The organism is Nakamurella leprariae (assembly GCF_016918035.1).
Lineage (GTDB): Bacteria > Actinomycetota > Actinomycetes > Mycobacteriales > Nakamurellaceae > Nakamurella > Nakamurella leprariae.
The window spans coordinates 70275-88635 of record NZ_JAERWK010000021.1; the positions used below are offsets into that span (position 1 = coordinate 70275).

Here is an 18361-nt window from a genome sequence, read left to right on the forward strand (position 1 = left end):
CGCTTCAGAAGACGCTGTTCGGGTCGTAGTACTCGTCGATGTTCTCGCACCCGATGCCGACCGCCTTGGTGAACGACTCCGCCGGGAAGTCGGCCGGCACCCGCTGCCCGGTCGCGACCTCGATCGAGATCCTGAGGGCCTCGTCCGCGGCCAGCGACGGCGAGTTCAGCCCGGTGGAGATGTACTTGCCGTCACAGCCGCCGGACTTGATGAGCGCGAGGGCCTCCTTCTGGCCGTCGGCGGACGCAGCGACGTAGACGCTGTCGTACTGCGGCTTGCCGTTGACGACGTTGTAGCCGCCCAGGGCCATGGAGTCGTTGAGACCGAGGATGAGGTCGACGTCGGGGTTGCCGGCCAGCATGTTCTCCGCCGCGACCTGGCCCTTGTCCTGGGCGTACTCACCGGACTGCTCGGCCCGGATCTCGTACTCCACGCCGCCTTCGGTGAGCCCGTCGAGAAATCCCTGCCGGCGGTTGGGACCGACGAACTCGTCAGTGGCCGGGCCGGTCAGGATGACCATCGAGATGCTGTCCTTGCCCATGTCCCGGAACCGCTGGGCGGTGATCTTCCCGGACTCGCGGCCGATGGTGAGGTTGTCGGACTGGACGCTGGTCATCCCGGTGCCCGGCACGCTGGTGTCGATGTAGGTGACCGGGATCTTCGACGCGACCTGGGTCATCATCTCGAACTGACCCTTGACGCTGGTGGCGTTGACGACCAGCACGTCGGCGCCCTGGGACATCATCGCCTGCATCTGGTTCATCTGGACGACGGGATCCTTGTTGGCCGCCTGGAACAGCAGCGTGAAGCCCTGCTCCTGCGCGATCTGCTCCGCCCGGACCTGCATCGCGGCGAAGTACGGCGCCTGCAGCTGCTGTTGCGCGAACCCGACCACCACGTCCTGCACGTCGGCCTTGACCCCGTTGGCCGGGCCGCTGGCGGGCTCGTCCGTCGGATAGATCTTCCCGCAGCCGCCGAGCGCCGCGGCCGCCACCAGCAGCGCGGCCAGCACCGCAGCCGTGCGCCCCCGCCCGGTCGTCATGACTGCCCGGCCGGCGTCGAGGAGGAAGCTGGGGAGTCGGTGGCGGTCTCAGTGGCGGCCTTGGTCCGGCGGCGGGAGTTGGCGAAGGAGACCGTGGCCAGGGTGACGGCGACCAGGATCAGCGCGCCACGGAAGGCGTCCTGCAGGAAGGTCGAGACGTTGAGCAGGGACAGCAGGTTCGCGATGACGGTGAAGATGATGGTGCCGACGACGGCGCCGAAGACGCGCCCGTAGCCGCCGGACAAACGGGCGCCGCCGATGACCACCGCGGCGATGGCCTCGAGCTCGAGCAGGTTGCCGGCGGTCGAGGTGCCGGCCGCGAACCGGCCCAGGAACATCCAGCCGCCCAGGCCGACGAGCAGCCCGGCGAGGATGTACACCGACCACAGGGTGCGCTTGACCGGGATGCCGGAGGCGCGGGCGGCCTCCTTGTTCGAGCCGATGGCGTAGACCCGCCGGCCCCACACGGTGCGGTACAGCAGGAACGCGATGAGCGCGATGGCAGCGATCCAGATGATGGCCAGCACCGGGATGCCGATGATGGTGGTCTGCCCGAACGAGGCGAACGTGGCGGCCGCTTCGGGGATGATCGGGATGCCGTTGCCGTACGCGTAGACCAGGCCGCGGGCGAGCGCGAGCATGCCCAGGGTCACGATGAACGGCTCCAGGCCGCGGTACGCCACCAACCAGCCGTTCACGGCGCCGACGATGCCGCCGATGACGATGGCCACCAGCAGGGCCAGCCAGATGGACGGTCCGCCGAACAGCCCGGCGGCGATGACCGCGGCCAGCCCGAGAGCGGATCCGACGCTGATGTCGATCCCGCCGGTGAGCACGACGATGAGCTCGGCGAGCACCACCACGCCGATGATCGACATCTGCAGCAGCAGGTTGGTCAGGTTGGTGCCGCTCCAGAACACCGAGCCACGGGTGATCGTGGCGATGATGAGCAACGCCAGCAGGATGTACAACGCGTACTGGCCCTTGAGCCAGGCGCCGATCGCACTGCCCCGGGAGGTGTTCTCCTCGTACTGGTGGACCGGGGGCAGCGTGCTTGCCGTCGACATGTGAACTCCTTCGTTCCGATGGCGTCCGGATGGCGGCGCTCGCCGCCGAGGCGGGACGGGCGGGATCAGTCCTGGTGGGTGAGGGCGGTACGGATGAGGTCGTCGGTGTCGGCGTGTTCGGGATCGAACTCGGCGACGACCTTGCCGTTGCGCATCACCAGGATCCGGTGGCAGAGGGAGAGCAGTTCCTCGGCTTCGCTGGAGACGACCAGCACCGCTTTGCCGCGGGCGGCCACCGACTGGATGATCTCGTAGATGTTGGCCCGGGCGCCGACATCGATGCCCTTGGTGGGCTCGTCGAGCACCACGAAGTCGGGGTCGGCCTCGAGCCACTTGGCCACCACGACCTTCTGCTGGTTGCCGCCGGACAGGGACTTCGTCATCGTCTTGACGCCGCCCTTGACCTGGAAGTCCCGGATCAGCTCCTTGACCCGGGCCTTCTCCTGACCGGCGTTGACGACGCCGGCCCGGGCCATCCGGGGCAGCACCACCAGGCTCATGTTCTGGCCGTTGTCGAAGTCGTTCACGAAGCCCTCGAGCCGGCGGTCCTCGGTCAGGTAGGCGATGCGACGGCGCAGCGCATCGCCGGGCGTGCTCAGCTTGATGCGCTCGCCGCGCATCGTGACGACGCCGCCGACGGCCTGCCGCTGGCCGGTCACGGTGCGGGCGACCGAGGATCGACCGCTGCCGACGAGGCCGTACAGCCCGACGATCTCGCCGGACCGGACGTCGAAGGAGACACCGCGGGCGGATCCCCCGTACAGGTCCTGGACCGAGATGACCGGCGGGGCACCGTGGTGCTCGACCGGTGCGGGGCGGGCCAGCGCCTTGAGCGCCTGCCCGATCATCAGGGCCGTCACGTCGTCCGGGCTGGAGTCGGCGGCCCGGACGACGTCGACCAGCCGGCCGTTGCGCAGCACCGCGATGCGATCCGCCATGGCGAACACCTCGTTGAGGCGGTGCGAGACGAAGATGATGCAGGTTCCGGCCGCCTTCTCGCGGCGGACGAGGTCGAGGATGTCGTTGAAGTGCTCCTCGCTGGTCGACGCCGTGGTCTCGTCCAGGATCATGATCCTGTGCTTGGTCACCGCGGCCCGGCTCAACGAGAGCATCTGCCGCTGACCGGGTCCCAGTCCGCGGGCGAGCTCGGTGGTCCGCAGGTGCCCGAGGCCGACCCCGCGCAGCACCTCGCGGGTCCGCTGGCTGTTGGTGTTCGTCTTCTGCGCCCACGGGCGGATGTCCCGCCCGGCGCGCAGCTTGTAGAGCCAGACGTTCTCCCCCACTGTGAAGTCGTCGATGATGAGCGGCTCCTGGTGCATCATCAGCACCCCGGCCTGCTCGGCCTCGGCGGCGTTGCGGACCGGGTGCGGGTAGCCCGCCACCATGATATCGCCGTCGGTGGGGGTCTCGACGCCGGCCAGCAGCTTGGCGAACGTCGACTTACCGGCGCCGTTGGCGCCGCAGACGGCCAGCACCTCGCCGGCGTACCCGGTGAGGTCGACGCCGTCGAGGGCCTTGACGCCGGGGTAGTGCTTCTTCACACCCGTCGCCCGGAAGGCGACGGTCTGCTGCGGGTCGGTGGTCGGGTCGTGACCGTGCTGGTCCGAAGTCATCGGGGGCCTCCATGCGCAGAGCGGAACAGCGGGAACGGGTTGCGCGGCACTGGGAACTGCGCGCGGCGGCGCCCGGGTCAGGAACGAGCCCTGGGTGGATCCGGGTCCTCGGCGGGGGTCCCGGACGGGCGGTCCGGTCGTGGTCGCGCCGGTTCGCTCGAGGCTCAGGGTCCGTGACGGACGACGGCGCGCAGCAGCGCGGATGTCCCTCGCCGCGAGCACATCAGACTTCCAGGCATCGCGGATCCTCCGTTGGATCGATGCGGGACGAGCTGCCTGTGACGCCGGGTGGTGACCAGATGCGACAACGTAACCTCTGCCCGCCGATCCGGCTCGGGGACGGCGTGCGCCGTTCGGGTGGCGCGGCCCACGCCGTGGCCCGGGCCGGGTTCGTCGACGAGATGGTCACCGACCGCGCGCTGGCCGAAGCGTTGTCGGGCTGACCGACTCCGGACCGGGGTTCTCCGGAGCCGGCCGGTTCCGCACGCGTCGCCGCATCGAGCTGAGCAGCACGCCACCGATGATCGCCGCTCCGGCGATGAGCTCGACGGGGTCCACCCCCTCGTCGAAGATCAGCCAGGACGAGAGCACGCCGACCACCGGGACCAGCATGGAGAACGGCGCCACGGTGCTGGACGGGTAGCGGCTCAGCAGGGTGTTCCAGATGCCGTAGCCGATCAGGGTCGCCACCAGGACCACGTACAGCAGGCCGAGCACGGCCGGCAGTGCGGCGGCGGTCGCGGCCGTCGACAACGATGCCCAGATCCGTTGCGGACCCTCGACGATGAACGACAGTGCCAGCATCGGCAGCACCGGGATCGTGGACATCCACAGGGTGAGGTGGAAGGCGTTCGGCGCCTTGGCCTGCCGGCTGCACACATTGCCGACGGCCCAGCCCAGCGCGCCGCACAGGGTGAGCACGACCGGCAGCAGCGCGGCCACCTGGGCGCGGTGGGCGGCGATGACGGCGAGACCCACGACCGCGGTCAGGATGCCGACCACCTGGCGGCCGGAGAGCCGCTCGCGCAGGAAGATCCCGGCCAGCACCACCGTGAACGGTGCGGACGCCTGCAGCACCAGGGACGCCAGGCCGCTGGGCATCCCGGCGGCCATGCCCAGGTAGAGGAACGCGAACTGCAGGGTGCCGATGCCCATCCCGACCCCGACCAGCCAGCGCACCGGGATGGCCGGGCGCCGTACCAGGAACAGCGTCGGCACGGCGATGATCGCGAACCGAACGGCCACCATGAGCAGCGGCGGGAAGTGTTCCAACGCCAGCGCGGTCGCGGGGAAGTTCAGTCCCCAGCAGACGGCGACGAGCACGGCGAGCAGGCGGTCGCGGGTGGTCACCCGACGAGGCTGACAGCCGGGCATCGTGAAGCACAAGCACCGTTCCGCACAGTGACGCTGTAGCGTCACTGCAATGAGGACCGACCGGCTGGATCTCGACCAGCTGGCGTTGCTGCGCGAGCTGGCCGACCGGGGCTCGGTGACCGCGGTCGCAGCGGCGGTCGGGCGGACGCCGTCGGCGGTGTCGCAACAACTCAAGGCACTGCAGCGGCAGGTCGGGGTGCCGTTGGTGGAGCGGGTGGGGCGCGGCGTCCAGCTCACCGACGCGGGTCGGGCCCTGGTCGTCGGCGCCGTCACGGTGGCGACCGCGCTCGAGGAGGCGCAGGCCGGCTGGCACTCGTTCCGCGGCGAGGTGGGTGGGACGGTGCGGCTCGCGTCGTTCCACTCCGCCGCGGAACTGTTGATTCCCGGCCTGTTGCACCGGCTGTCCCGCTACCCCGGACTCCAGCTGGACACCTTCGACCAGGACGTGGCCGAGCAGGCGTTCGCCGGGCTGACCGCCGACTACGACATCGTGGTCGCGCACCGGTCGAACGACGTGGTGGTACCGGACCGGCCGCAGCTGCGGACGACGCTGCTGCTCCGCGAGCCGATGGACGTCGGCCTACCGCTGGATCACCCGTTGGCCCAGCGGGCGTCCGTCACCCCGCAGGACCTGGATGGGGAGGCGTGGATCGTGCCGCCGCCGGACTACCCGATCGACCGGGTGCTGACCGCCATCGCCGCCCGGTCCGGGGTGCCGGTGCGGGTGGTCCGGCGCACCACCCACCTGCCGCTCATCGAGAAGCTGATCACCGCCGGTCACGGCATCGGCCTGCTGCCCCGGCACACCAGCGCGGAGCGGGCGGCGGGCCGATTCGCCCTGGTGCCGCTCAAGGAGATCCGCGCCGGCCGGGTGATCGAGGCGCTGTCGCGACCCGACCGGGCGGCCCGGCTTGCGGTGCGCACGGTGCTGGACGACCTGGTCGCCGAGGCGGCTACGGTCTGCGGCTGACCACGCGGCCTACAGCGTCCAGCTCGACCGTTCGTCCCGCGGGGACTCCGCCGCGATGCCCTTGAGCACGCCCAGCACCTTGCCCTGGGCCACGCTGGTCGCGGCCGGGTCGGTGCCGGCCACGCTGACCTGCAGCGCGTGCAGCAGCAGCAGGTGGGAGATCCGGCCGGTGACCACGTCGACGCCGTCGGACCCGGTGACCAGACCGGCGATGAGCGGGATGTCGACCAGCCGGGCCAGCGCGGAGTCGGGGTAGCTGGAGATGCCGATGGTGGTCGCACCGGCCTCCCGGGCCGCGGCGACGGTGTCCAGGGTGGGTTGGTTGGCCCCACTGTGACTGACGGCCAGGCACACGTCGTCCGCTGAGAGCAGGCGCGCGGTCAGCGACTGGGTGACCCCGTCGGCGGGCGCCTCCGTCGGCCACCCACTGCAGATGAACCGCAGAGCGGCGTCCTGGACGGGCGCGGCCGACGCCCCGGTGCCCACGAACAGCCGGCGGCGGGCCGACGCCAGCGCCATCACCGCGCGGTCGACCTGCCGCTGGTCGACCATGTCGGCGGACAGCCGCAGGCTCTCGATGGCCGTGGCGAAGATGCCGGCCACCGTGGTGCGGTCGGGCGCAGCCGCGATCCCGGGCAACTCGCGGGCCAGCACCATCCGCAGTTGCGGGAACCCGGTGAAGCCGAAGCGCTGACAGGCCCGCACCACAGTCGCGGTCGACGTGCTGGCCGCTTCGGCCACGTCGGCCACCGACCAGCCCAGCACCCGCTCGGGATCAGCCAGGACCACCTCGGCGACGCGGCGCTCGCTGGCCACCAGCCGACCGACCATGGCCCGGATCCGGGCCAGCGCCTCCGACGGCGCGGGTGGGGTCATCCGCGCAGGGTATGACGCGCCTGGACCGGACTCCCGGCTCACCGCAGTCCTGACCGCACGAAGGCGTCCACGACCTGCCGCTGCAGGGCCAGGTACAGCGCGAACACCGGCAGGCAGGCCAGCCCGGCGGCGGCCATCAGCGCCCCCCAGTCGTTGCCCTCGGACGTCAGGAAGGACCGGATGCCCACCTGGATGAGCTGGTCGGTCTGCCGCATCACCATGGTCGGCCAGAAGTACTCGTTCCAGGCCGAGATGAAGGCCAGGATGGCCACCGCTGCGATCGACGGCCGCAGATTCGGCAGCAGCACCGTCCACAGCTGGTTGAACGCCGACCGGCCGTCCATGGTGGCCGCGTCGAACAGCTCTTTGGGGAACGCACTGATGTGCTGGAACAACATCAGCACCGACACGGCCGAGACCACCTGTGGCACCACCACGGCCGAGATGGTCTCCAGCAGGCCCAGCTGGGAGATGAGCACGTAGTTGGGCAGCATGGTGGCCTGGGCCGGGACCAGCCAGGTGCAGACGATCAGCAGCATGATGATCCGCTTGCTGGGGAACTCCCAGCGGGCCAACGCGAACGAGGCCAGCACCGCGGTCACCACGGTGCCGATCGCCACCGCCGCGGCCATCACGAAGGTGCCGAGCATCATGCCGCCGAACGGCAGGGTGGCCAGGACGTGCGAGTAGTTGTCGAAGGTGAACGACGTCGGGACCAGGGACTGGTCGAGCACGTCCTGGGCCGGTTTCACCGAGGTGGCGTACATCCAGTAGACCGGGAACGCGCTCAGCACCCCGACCACCGCCAGCACCACGTGCCCACCGATGCCGCGCCACCAGGACGGGCGCAGGAGTCGCGCGAGCGAGGAACGAGGGAGCGCGGGCTCCGACCATGCAGCGTCGCGGCCGTGCTCGGCGGAACGGTCGGCCGGACGCGGACCCGTTGCAATGGAACGCGTCTCGGCGGCTCCGGCGCCAGTGGGCGGAGTGGACAGCGGCAGGTCTTCCAGGATCAGCACAACAGCTCCGGGGGCAGGAGGTGGGTGGACCGGTCCAGCCGGCGCGGGCATTCGCACCGCACCGGCCGGGCGTCCGGGGTCAGTTGTCGTAGAAACTGAACCGGCGCATCAGCGTGAGCATCCCGGCGGCCAGGACACCGAAGGCGGCGAAGAACGCCACCGAGGCGGCCGAGGCGTACCCGACGTCGAAACTGGAGAAGCCGAACCGGTACAGCAGGTAGTAGATGTTCATGGTGGTGCCGGACGGCCCGCCCTGGGTGAGCAGGTCGAGCAGCGCGAAGGTCCACTGAGCCGAGAGCAGCACCGTCATCAAGGTCATGAACAGCACCGTGGGTGAGAGCAGCGGCAACGTGATGGTCCGCAGGATGCGCCAGCGCGAGGCGCCGTCCAGGGCCGCGGCCTGGTCGTACTCGCCGTCGATGCCGGCCAGTCCGGCCGCGAAGATGAGCACGGCGAACCCGGTGATCTGCCAGCCGGTGATGAGGATGATCGCGATGATCGCGGTCGGCGAGTTGCGGAACCAGTTGCCCGGGTCGACGCCGATGGTGCCGAGCGCCTGGTTGATGATGCCGTCGGGCTGCATCATCCACCGCCAGATTGCAGCGGTGGCAACCGGTGTCACCAGCATCGGCACGAAGACCAGGGCCTGGTAGAAGCCGCGGGCCCGGCCGCCGACCTTGCGGCTGAGCAGCGCGATGACCATCGGGATGGCGACGGCGAACGGCAGCAGACCCAGCACGTACCACCCGGTGTTGACCACGGCCTGGCGCATCTCGGGCAGCGCCGCGATGTCCGAGTAGTTGTCCAGGCCCACCCAGCGTTTCGGCGTGGTGGGCAGCAGGTTCCAGTCGTAGAAGGACCACTCGACGGTCTGCACCAGCGGGCGGTACACCCAGAGCACCAGTCCGGCCACGGCCGGCAGCAGGTACAGGTACGGGCGCACTCGCACCCACCACCGCGACCCCGCCGGGGCCTTGGCCGCGACCGGCGGTCCGGACGGCGGCTTCGTCAGCAGGGGGCCCGGGCCGGCGGCGGTCGCCGGCCCGGGCGCGGTCTCGACCAGCATCAGGACGCGGTCGCCGGGGCGGCCGAGTGGGCCAGGATCGCAGCGGCCATCTGCTCGGCGGTGACCTCGTAGACCGGCGGCTCACCGACCGGCGGCAGCGGGACGCTGCTGGCGGTGACGATGCTGCCGGCGCCGGTCCGGGGTCCACGCAGGTCGATCCGGCTGAACGACGGCGCGGGACGGCCGCGCAGCGTGCCGGCGGGCGCGGTGCCGTCGAACGCGTAGGCCACCGCTCCCCCGACCCACAGGAAGGCCGAGCCGAGCACGCTGGCGGCCGGGGCGTGGGTGTGGCCGGCCAGCACGACCCGCACGTCGGTCCCGGCGATGGCGTCGGTGAAGCGCTGTGCGTCGTGGAAGCCGACGGCCAGGGCCATCTCGCCCTCGGCCGGCACCGGCGGGTGGTGCACGACCACCACGGTGCCCTCGGGAGCGGGCTCGGCGAGCTGGTCGGCCAGCCAGGTGTACTGCTCCTCGTCGATCCGACCGTGGTGGTGACCCGGGACGGTGCTGTCCAGGACCAGGATCCGCAGACCGCCGACCATGGTGACGCTGTCCACGCTGCGCTGGCCGGCGTCCGGGTCGTCGAGCAGCTCGGACGAGAACGCCGACCGCTCATCGTGGTTTCCCATCGCCCAGACCACCTGGGCGCCCATCCGGGCGGCCACCGGCTCGACCACGGCGCGCAGCCGCCGGTAGGCCTCCGGGACACCGGTGTCGGTGAGGTCGCCGGTCAGCAGGATGGCGTCGGTGGCGGTGCCGCTCGCCTCGGCTGCGTCCAGGATGCGGCGCAGGTTGTCCAGGCTGTCGACGCTGCCGTGCAGCAGCTCGCCCTCGGCGACGACGTGGGAGTCGGTCAGGTGCAGCAGGTTCCGACTGGGGTTCGCGCTGGTCATGGTCAGGCTCCGTTCTCGGCGGGGACGGTCGGGACGGTCGGGTCGGCCACGACCAGGGCAGTGCGCAGGGTGTCGAGTTCCTCGGTGGTCATCCCGTGGTGCCGCAGGAACGCCTCGGCGGAGCCGTGGTCGTCCCGCAGGGTCTGCAGCACCGTGGTCATCACGTCCGCCGGGCTCTCCCGGTAGATGGCGTGCAGCAGGGTGCGCCCGTGGGCGTCCAGCTCCTCCGGGACGGGCAGTGCGGCGAAGAGCGCGGCCGGCAGCCGGTCGGCGGTGAGCGCGTAGTCCTGCGCGATCACCCCGTCCGGTACCCCGACCGCGGCCAGGGTGAGCGCGACGACCACGCCGGTGCGGTCCTTGCCGGCCGCACAGTGCACCAGCGCCGGCAGCGCGCCGGGCCGGGCCAGCTCGCGGACCGCGGCGGTGAGCGCGGCCCCGCGGTCGGCGAGCATCTCGTGGTACAGCTCGGACAGGGTGGGCAGCGTACGGCCCGCGGCGAAGGCGGACACCGCGCCGCCGTAGATGGGCCGGGCCAGCGGGGTCAGGCCGGTGCCGGTCAGCGCGCTGGGCGAGTGGTCCCGCTCGGCGTCCTCCCGCAGGTCGACCACCGTGTGCAGGCCGAGATCAGCCAGCACACAGCGCCCCTCGTCGTCCACGGAGTGCAGCCCGCCGGAGCGCAGCAGCACACCCCAGGCGGTGCGGCCCCCGGCCGCGGGGTAGCCGCCCACGTCCCGGACGTTGAACGCCCCGGGGACGGGCACATCTCGTCGGTCGGCGACGGCGGTCACGACACCAGCCCCTGGGCGCGCTCCTGCGACGCCTGCATGGTGGCGGCCGGATCGGCGCCGCGGTAGACGACCTCGGTGGCCGAATCGGTGAGCAGGGTCAGGATCTGGCCGTACTGGTCACCCGGGTAGGCGACCGTCGGCTCCAGCCGATCCAGCTGCTCGAGGTTCGGCTCGATGAGCGGGTGGGCGGCCGCCCAGGTCTGCAGTCCGTCCGGGTCGTCGACCAGGCCGACGCGCAGCGGCAGATAGCCGATGCCGCTGGTGATCTCGGTGTAGGCGTGGTCACTGGTCATGTACTTGATGAACTCCCACGCCGCGGCCTGCTTGGCCGGGTCCTGGGAGAACGAGTACAGCGCCGACCCGGAGTTGGTGGGAACGGCCTCGTGGCCCTCGAAGGCCGGCATCTGCGCGGCGCGCAGCTCGAAGTGGCCCTCGGCGGCGGCGCTCAGCGCCGACTGCACCGCGCTGGTCTGCAGGAACATGCCGAGCTTGCCGGTCTGGAACGCCTCCTGGGCGTCGGTGGTGTCCATGTCCGGTGAGGCACCGCTGGTCACCAGGTCCTGCCACATGCCCAGCGCACCGACGGAACCGTCCTCGCCCCAGGCGATGGTGCTGCCGTCCTCGGCCAGCACCCGGCCGTCGTTGGAGCGGATGACGCCCTGCAGGCACCAATCACCGGCGCCAGAGCCCAGGCACGCGAGGTACCCGCCGTCGGCCTCAGAGGCCGCGGTGACGGCCAGCGCGTCCTCCTTGAACGCCGCCCAGGTGGTCGGCGGCTGCTCCGGGTCGAGACCGGCCGCCCGGAACAGGTCGGCGTTGTACCAGAGCACCGGGGTGGAGAACACGTAGGGCATCCCGTAGGTGTCACCGTCGATGTCGCCCATGGCACGGGTCTTCTCGTGGAACGGGTGCTGTCCGTCGGAGCCGTCGAACTGGGTGGTGACCGCCTCGTCCCCGAAGACCTGGTTGAAGTTCACCGCGCCGAGCGACTCGGCTGCGAACCGACGATCGCCGAACCCGAGCTGGGCGACGTCCGGCGGGTTCCCAGCCACCAGCTGCTGCTGGACACTGCCGGTCAGGTTGGCCAGGCCGCCCTGCGGGGCCTGGGCGGTCACGTCGATGTCGGGGTGCTCGGCCTCGAAGTCGGCGACCAGGCCGTTGATGGTGTCCGTCCACGGCCCGGCGTTGAGCAGGTTGTAGGTCTCGAAGGTGATGGTGACCGGCTCGCCGGGCGTCAGCGTGGGCGCGGCACCGGCGGTACCACTGCCGCTTCCGCCGCCGGCCGCCGCGTCGGTGGTGGCGTCGCTGGTGGCGCCGCCGCAGGCGGTGAGGGTCAGGCCGACGGCGAGAGCCAGCGCGACCAGCGCGGTCCGCGTGGACCTGGTGCCGAGGCGAGGGCCGGTCACCGCCCGGCGGGGCCGGAGGGAGGAGGGGATCGACATGCTGGGGGGTCCCTTCAGGTTTCGGGGGTCAGGCCACCGGGACGGCGTGCTCGACCCACCGCAGGCGGCGGCCGGTCGCGGCGTCGAACAGGTGGAGGTCGTCGGGATCGCAGGTGAGGGGCACGGGTTCGCCGGTGACCAGGCTCAGTGGTCGCGGTCCTCGGACGGCGACCTGGACGTCGCCGACGCGGCAGAAGGCGACCTCCTCGCTGCCGAGGTTCTCCACCGCCTCGACCACGCCGTCCAGTCGGACCGGGCATCCCGGAGGAGTCGGGAGAGCGAGGAACGAGCGATCACGGGCTCCGACCACCGAGCTGGGGCGTGCGGCGAGCCGCAGCCGTTCCGGCCGGACGCCGACCACGACGTCGCGGTCCGGGGTCGGACCGGACCACAGCTCCGCGCGCAGTCCGTCGCCGGTGGCGACGACCCGGCCGGCGGGATCGGCGGCGCGGTCGGTGGTGATGGTGGCCGGCAGCACGTTCATCGGCGGGGCGCCCAGGAAGGTGGCCACGAACACGGAAGCCGGTGCGTCGTAGACGTCCTCGGGGGTACCGACCTGTTCGACCCGCCCCCCGTTCATCACCACGATGCGGTTGGCCATGGTCATGGCCTCCACCTGGTCGTGGGTGACGTAGACGAAGGTCGCGTCGAGCCCGCGGTGCAGGGCGGCCAGTTCGGTGCGGGTGGCGGTGCGCAGCTTGGCGTCCAGGTTGGACAGCGGCTCGTCCATCAGGAACGCCGCGGGATTGCGGACCATGGCCCGGCCCAACGCGACTCGCTGCCGCTGACCGCCGGAGAGCTCCTTCGGTCGGCGGGAGAGGTACGGGGTGAGCGCGAGCTGCTCGGCCACCGCCGCGACCTTCTCGGTGATCTGCTCCTTGGCCACCCGGCGGCTGCGCAGCGGGTAGGCCAGGTTCTTGGCCACCGTGAGATGCGGGTAGAGGGCGTAACTCTGGAACACCATCGCCAGGTCCCGGTCCTTGGGCGAGGCGTTGGTGATGTCCCGGCCGTCCAGCAGCACCCGGCCGCCGGTCGGCGGCAGCAGGCCGGCCAGCATGCGCAGCAGCGTCGTCTTGCCGCAGCCGCTGGGGCCGAGGAGGGCGACGAACTCGCCGTCGAGGATGGTCAGGTCGACCGCGTCCACCGCGACGGTGGCGCCGAATCGGCGACTGAGCTGTTCGATCTCGATGCGAGCCATGGACGTCTCTCCGTTACTTCAGCGCGCTGTCTCCGCGTCACGTCGTTACGTCGACGACTGTGTCGGCCGCAGGGAACCGATCGACCCCGCCGAGATGGACGACAGATGACGAGGTGTCGACGGGTCGGCTCGAAGTGATGAGGCGTCGTCACGCACGGTCACCACCACCGCGGCCGGGTCGCGGGGCGTGAGTTCGACGGGTGGGGTCAGCGTGGTCGGTACCGGCGGCCAGACTGACGGGCGTGCGCCTGCATCCCCCCGACTGCCGACACCGGTTCGCCGACGCCCGCGTGGCCCGGCTGGCTACCGTCACCCCGGACGGCGCGCCGTTCCTCGTGCCGGTGACCGTCGCGGTGCTGGCGGACGACGCCGCCCCGGCGGGCGCGGCGGTGGTGTTCGCCGTGGACGACAAGCCCAAGCGGACCCGGGAGTTGCGCCGGCTCGAACACCTGGCCGCCGAGCCGCGGGCCGCGTTCCTGGTCGACAGCTACGACGAGGACTGGTCCCGGTTGTGGTGGGTGCGGGCCGACACGGTGACCACGGTGCTCACCGCTGGACCGCGCCGCGAAGCGGCTCTGGCCGCGCTGGTCGGGCGGTACCCACAACTGGCCGGCAGCGGCTTCGGCGCCGTGGTGTGGGCGGTCGTGCAGCGCTGGAGCGGCTGGGCCGCGGCATGAGTTCCCGCACGGTCGGCCTGCTGGCCATGACGACCGCCCTGGTGTGCTGGACCGGATTCGCGCTGAGCATCCGTGGCATCGGCACCTCGTCGCTGACCCCCGCGGACGTCGCCGTGCTGCGGTTCGCCGTCCCGCTGCTGGTGCTCTCGCCGTGGATCCCGCGGACCTGGCGCCGGCTGCGCACCGAGCGCCCGCTCGTGGTGCTGGCGCTGTGCGCGGGCGCCGCCCCGCACTTCGTGGCGTCCGCGATCGGCGGGCACCTGACCAGCGCCGCGCTGGTCGGCAGCGTCATCCCCGGAGTGGTGCCGCTGTTCGTGGCCGGGCTGGCCTCCCTGATCTGGCGGGTCCGGACCAGCCCGGTGCAGCTGCTCGGGCTGCTGGTGATCGTGGCCGGCGTGGTCGTCAGTGTGCTGACCGTCGGCAGCGGCGCGCAGGCCGCCGGAGTGGCGGCGCTCGCGGTGGCCGGACTGGCCTGGAGCGTCTACACCCTCGCGCTGCGCGCCACCGGACTCGACCCGGTCGGCGCCGCCCTCACCGTCTGCACGGCCTGCCTGATCGGCGCGCTGCTGGCCATCGGCATCGGCATCACCCCGTCGCACCTGTTCCCCGCGACCGCGACGGTCTCCGACGTGGTGCTCTACGGCCTGGTGCAGGGGGTCGGCGTCGGGGTGCTGGCGTCCCTCGGCTACACGATCGCGGTCCGGCGGCTCGGTGCCGAACCGGCCGCGACGCTGAGTGCCATCAGCCCGGTGCTGGTCACCCTGGCGGCGATCCCGATGTTCGGCGAACGGCCGACCGCGGCGACGCTGGCCAGCGTGGGCCTGTTCATCGCGGGGGTGCTGGTGTTCAACCTGGCCGGACTCCGGGCCGCCCGCCGCGCCGCCCGGTTCAGGCCGCGCGCTCCGTTGCCGGAGATGCCCGGCGCCACCGACACAGCAGCAGCGCCGCGCCGGCCGCCGTCGCCGTAGCACTTGATCGCCACGCTCGACTGGTGCGGAGGATCAGCCAGCGCGAAGTGCGCAACGAGAGCGGGCGGGCCCTGCGCGAACTGCGTGACGGCGAGGAGTTCGAGGTCACCGTCAACGGCGAGAGTTTCGGGATCCTCCGCATGAGCCCGCCACCGACCCGACCCCGACGATCCGTGAGCGCCCAGACCTTCCGGGCCTGGTACGACGACGCGCCACTGAGCCGCGAGCACGCTGAGGACTGGGTCCGGGACATCCGCGAGTCCTTCGACGACGATCCGAACGATCCGTACCAGCGGACGTCTGGGATCGAGGAGCGTTTGACCCGACCGTGAGCGTCCTGATCGACAGCAACGTGCTGGTCAACGGTCTGGTCGTCGAGGGTGCGTCCATCTCGATCCTGACCCTGTTCGAGTTGGCGAGTGGGATCAACGGTGCCGTCGACCCGGTGGAGCGAGCCGCCAGGCAACGTCGGTTCGACGCTTCCGTCGCGGTCTTCGACCCGTTCCCGGTCTCCCGACGCGTGCTCGAGGTCCGTGCGCCCTGACGGTCGAGTGACCAAGCCGGTGATCGCCGACCGGACCGGTTCCCGCCGGGACAGCTGATCACGGCTCGGGGGATGCTGGACCGATGCTCGCCGAATCGCGCATGGGGCCGGAGACGGCGCCGAAGCCCCCGGGGCCCGCTGACGACGCCGACATCCCCCGGTGGACGGCGGCGCTGGGCCTGCCCGGCCTGGCCGACGTGCACGTGCACTTCCTGCCCGAGCGGATGCTGCAGAAGGTGTGGGCGGTGTTCGACCACGCGGATGAGCACTACGGCTACCCGTGGCCGATCACCTACCGGCTGCCCGAGGACCGCCGGCTGGAGCTGCTGCGGGAGTTCGGCCTGCCGGTGATCCCGGCGCTGACCTATGCGCACAAGCCGGGCATGGCCCGGTGGCTGAACGAGTGGGGCGCCGAGTTCGCCGCCCGCGTCCCGGACGGGCTGCACTGCGCCACCCTGTATCCGGAACCGGACGTGGCCGAGTACGTCACCGAGGCGCTGGACGCCGGCGCCCGGCTGCTCAAGGTGCACATCCAGGTGGGCGGCTTCGCCCCGGACGACCCGCTGCTGGACGAGGCCTGGGCCGAGCTGGCCCGCCGCCGGGTCCCGGTGGTGCTGCACGCCGGGTCCGGGCCACGGCCCGGTGAGCACACCGGCGCCGACCCGGTGCGCCGGTTGCTGCAGACCCATCCGGAGCTGACCCTGGTCATCGCCCACCTGGGGATGCCCGAGTACCACGCCTTCGCCGATCTGGCCGAGGAGTACCCGGGCGTCCACCTGGACACCACCATGGCCGCCACCGACTTCACCGAACGCTTCGCGCCACTGCCGCCCGGCTACGTCCAGCGGCTCGGCGTCCTGCGGTCCAAGGTGGTGCTGGGCACCGACTTCCCGAACATCCCCTACCCGTACGCGCACCAGCTGCAGGCGCTCGCCCGGCTCGGGCTGGGCCGCGACTGGCTGCGCGCCGTGCTGTGGGACAACGGCGCGCGGCTGCTAGGGCTGCCGCCGAGCTGAGCGAGCCGGCCAGGCTGCTGTCCGACCGATCGGTGCCGACCGCGATCGTGGCGGGGGCTGCACGCTGCGCACCGGCCGTCGGCATCCAGTCCGCCGTCCGGGACCGGCCGTCACCCGAAGGCGTGGCAGTCGCTCAACGCATTGACTTCGCCACTCTCTGTTATCAAACTCTGCGCGACGAGGTCGCGTCGGACAGGCTCCCGGTGGGCCCGGCCGGGGACGCGCCCCCGCCCAGTCCGCACCGGTCCTCGGTGCCCCCACCCATGGAAGGTCACCACCATGACCGTGCAGGACCACGCGCCCGCGCCCAGTTCGGCGACCCAGGCGCCTGCCGACACCGTTCCGGCGATGCGGGACGTGCCCATCGGCCTCGAGGCCACCGGGACCCGCACCGAGTTCGACAGCATGGGGAAGGTGGAGGTGCCGGCCGATCATTACTGGGGTGCGCAGACGCAGCGGTCGTTGCAGCACTTCGACATCGGTGGGGACCACATGCCCAAGGAGGTCTACCGGGCGTACGGGTACGTCAAGAAGGCCGCCGCGATCGTGAACAGCCGGGCCGGACGGCTGCCGCAGTGGAAGGCCGACGCGATCGTCAAGGCGGCCGAGGAGACCATCGCGGGTGACCTGGACGAGCAGTACCCGCTGTTCGTGTGGCAGACCGGGTCCGGCACGCAGAGCAACATGAACGTCAACGAGGTGCTCTCGAACCGGGCCATCCAGCTGCTGGGTGGGACCCTGGGCAGCCAGCAGCCGGTCGGCCCGAACGACGACGTGAACATGGGCCAGTCCAGCAACGACACGTTCCCGACGGCCATGCACATCGCGGCCATCACCGAGATCGACAGCAAGTTGCTGCCGCGGGTGACCACGCTGGCCGACGAGCTGGAGCGCAAGGCGATCGAGTGGATGGATGTGGTCAAGATCGGCCGCACCCACCTCGAGGACGCGGTGCCGTTGACCGTCGGCCAGGAGTGGTCCGGCTACGCCGCCCAGATCCGCTCCTGCATCCAGGAGATCGAGCACAGTCGCGGCGGGCTGCTCGAGCTGGCCGCCGGTGGCACCGCCGTCGGCACCGGTCTGAACGCCCCCGAGGGGTTCAGTCAGGACATCGCTCTGACCATCGCCGAGTTGACCGGCAAGCAGTTCGTGACCGCTCCGAACAAGTTCGCCGCGCAGGGGTCGCTGGATGCGATGGTGCGGGCGAGTGCGGCGCTGCGTGGGTTGGCGGTGGCGTTGATGAAGATCGCCAACGACATGCGGTGGTTGGCGTCGGGTCCGCGCACCGGCTTCGCGGAACTGCTGCTGCCGCAGAACGAGCCGGGCAGCTCGATCATGCCGGGCAAGGTGAACCCGACCCAGTGCGAGGCCATGGTCATGATCAGCATCCAGGTGCTGGGTGACGACGCCGCCATCGCGTTCTCCGGCTCCCAGGGCAACTTCGAGCTCAACGCCATGCGCCCGGTGATCATCAACAACTTCCTGCACTCGGCGCGGATCCTGGGCGACGGTATCGAGAAGTTCGTGAAGTACTCCGTCTCCGGGACCGAGCTGAACCGACCCAAGATCGAGAGCTACGTGGGCGAGAGCCTGATGCTGGTCACCGCGCTCAGCCCGGTCATCGGTTACCAGAACGCCGCCCACATCGCCGAGAACGCCCTGGCCAACGACCAGACGCTCAAGCAGGCAGCACTGGCCTCCGGCCACGTCACCGAGCAACAGTTCGACTCCATCGTGGTCCCGGCCGCCCTCGTCGGGCACGGCGTGCAGGGCGCGTGACCGACGTCGAGCGCCGGGCTCCGGCCGCC

The 18361-nt window shown here is 71.3% G+C and carries 19 protein-coding genes; 8 read left to right on the forward strand and 11 right to left on the reverse strand.

Annotated features, from left to right (window positions below; all coding sequences use genetic code 11):
* Window positions 1-4: 4 nt before the first annotated feature.
* The 3 genes from JL106_RS16375 to JL106_RS16385 form a co-directional block, all read right to left on the reverse strand.
* Entirely contained in the window at window positions 5-1042 is a 1038-nt protein-coding gene (locus tag JL106_RS16375; RefSeq protein WP_205261814.1) for a substrate-binding domain-containing protein, read from the reverse strand.
* Window positions 1039-2109, reverse strand: a complete 1071-nt coding sequence (locus tag JL106_RS16380) for an ABC transporter permease (protein WP_205261815.1) — start codon at window positions 2107-2109, stop codon at window positions 1039-1041. The genes JL106_RS16375 and JL106_RS16380 overlap by 4 nt, the downstream gene beginning before the upstream one ends.
* Window positions 2110-2174: 65 nt before the next feature.
* The gene (locus JL106_RS16385) at window positions 2175-3722 is read right to left on the reverse strand and encodes a sugar ABC transporter ATP-binding protein (protein ID WP_205261816.1); all 1548 of its coding nucleotides are present in this window, start codon (window positions 3720-3722) and stop codon (window positions 2175-2177) included.
* 299 nt (window positions 3723-4021) lie between these two features.
* On the opposite strand from JL106_RS16385, the gene JL106_RS16390 reads away from it, so the two are divergent.
* Window positions 4022-4165, forward strand: coding sequence for a hypothetical protein (locus JL106_RS16390; protein WP_205261817.1), 144 nt, complete (start codon window positions 4022-4024; stop codon window positions 4163-4165).
* Here JL106_RS16390 and JL106_RS16395 read toward each other — a convergent pair.
* On the reverse strand, window positions 4128-5072 hold the full coding sequence (locus JL106_RS16395; protein ID WP_205261818.1) for an EamA family transporter: 945 nt from the start codon (window positions 5070-5072) through the stop codon (window positions 4128-4130). The genes JL106_RS16390 and JL106_RS16395 overlap by 38 nt on opposite strands.
* Window positions 5073-5145: 73 nt before the next feature.
* Here JL106_RS16395 and JL106_RS16400 point away from each other — a divergent pair, with 73 nt between their 5' ends.
* Complete coding sequence (locus JL106_RS16400) at window positions 5146-6066, forward strand: LysR family transcriptional regulator (protein WP_205261819.1); 921 nt, start codon at window positions 5146-5148, stop codon at window positions 6064-6066.
* A gap of 9 nt (window positions 6067-6075) precedes the next feature.
* Here the strand turns inward: JL106_RS16400 and JL106_RS16405 are convergent, their stop codons facing one another.
* From JL106_RS16405 to JL106_RS16435, 7 genes are all read right to left on the reverse strand, one after another.
* Window positions 6076-6942: a MurR/RpiR family transcriptional regulator gene (locus JL106_RS16405; protein WP_205261820.1), complete on the reverse strand. Its 867-nt coding sequence runs from the start codon at window positions 6940-6942 to the stop codon at window positions 6076-6078.
* A 38-nt stretch (window positions 6943-6980) separates the two neighbouring features.
* On the reverse strand, window positions 6981-7961 hold the full coding sequence (locus JL106_RS16410; RefSeq protein WP_205261821.1) for a carbohydrate ABC transporter permease: 981 nt from the start codon (window positions 7959-7961) through the stop codon (window positions 6981-6983).
* A 79-nt stretch (window positions 7962-8040) separates the two neighbouring features.
* Window positions 8041-9027: a carbohydrate ABC transporter permease gene (locus JL106_RS16415; protein WP_205261822.1), complete on the reverse strand. Its 987-nt coding sequence runs from the start codon at window positions 9025-9027 to the stop codon at window positions 8041-8043.
* The gene (locus JL106_RS16420) at window positions 9027-9920 is read right to left on the reverse strand and encodes a metallophosphoesterase (protein ID WP_205261823.1); all 894 of its coding nucleotides are present in this window, start codon (window positions 9918-9920) and stop codon (window positions 9027-9029) included. Before JL106_RS16420 ends, JL106_RS16415 begins: the two co-directional genes overlap by 1 nt.
* A gap of 2 nt (window positions 9921-9922) precedes the next feature.
* Window positions 9923-10708 (reverse strand): tyrosine-protein phosphatase, encoded by a 786-nt coding sequence (locus tag JL106_RS16425; RefSeq protein WP_205261824.1) that lies wholly within the window; start codon window positions 10706-10708, stop codon window positions 9923-9925.
* Window positions 10705-12150, reverse strand: coding sequence for an ABC transporter substrate-binding protein (locus JL106_RS16430; protein WP_205261825.1), 1446 nt, complete (start codon window positions 12148-12150; stop codon window positions 10705-10707). Before JL106_RS16430 ends, JL106_RS16425 begins: the two co-directional genes overlap by 4 nt.
* 28 nt (window positions 12151-12178) lie before the next feature.
* A complete protein-coding gene (locus tag JL106_RS16435; RefSeq protein WP_205261826.1) occupies window positions 12179-13348 on the reverse strand; it encodes an ABC transporter ATP-binding protein in 1170 nt (389 codons plus the stop codon).
* Window positions 13349-13590: 242 nt separating this feature from the next.
* Here JL106_RS16435 and JL106_RS16440 point away from each other — a divergent pair, with 242 nt between their 5' ends.
* The 6 genes from JL106_RS16440 (at window position 13591) to fumC (ending at window position 18332) form a co-directional block, all read left to right on the forward strand.
* The gene (locus tag JL106_RS16440) at window positions 13591-14025 is read left to right on the forward strand and encodes a TIGR03668 family PPOX class F420-dependent oxidoreductase (RefSeq protein ID WP_205261827.1); all 435 of its coding nucleotides are present in this window, start codon (window positions 13591-13593) and stop codon (window positions 14023-14025) included.
* Window positions 14022-14993 carry a DMT family transporter gene (locus tag JL106_RS16445; protein WP_205261828.1) on the forward strand — a complete coding sequence of 324 codons (972 nt, stop codon included), beginning with the start codon at window positions 14022-14024 and terminating at the stop codon, window positions 14991-14993. Before JL106_RS16440 ends, JL106_RS16445 begins: the two co-directional genes overlap by 4 nt.
* Before the next feature lie 23 nt (window positions 14994-15016).
* The gene (locus JL106_RS16450; RefSeq protein ID WP_205261829.1) at window positions 15017-15325 is read left to right on the forward strand and encodes a hypothetical protein; all 309 of its coding nucleotides are present in this window, start codon (window positions 15017-15019) and stop codon (window positions 15323-15325) included.
* A complete protein-coding gene (locus JL106_RS16455) occupies window positions 15322-15537 on the forward strand; it encodes a PIN domain-containing protein (RefSeq protein WP_205261830.1) in 216 nt (71 codons plus the stop codon). Before JL106_RS16450 ends, JL106_RS16455 begins: the two co-directional genes overlap by 4 nt.
* Window positions 15538-15620: 83 nt before the next feature.
* Window positions 15621-16553: an amidohydrolase family protein gene (locus tag JL106_RS16460; protein ID WP_236007811.1), complete on the forward strand. Its 933-nt coding sequence runs from the start codon at window positions 15621-15623 to the stop codon at window positions 16551-16553.
* A 348-nt stretch (window positions 16554-16901) separates the two neighbouring features.
* Entirely contained in the window at window positions 16902-18332 is a 1431-nt protein-coding gene (fumC, locus tag JL106_RS16465) for a class II fumarate hydratase (protein ID WP_205261942.1), read from the forward strand.
* The last annotated feature ends 29 nt before the right edge of the window (window positions 18333-18361 follow it).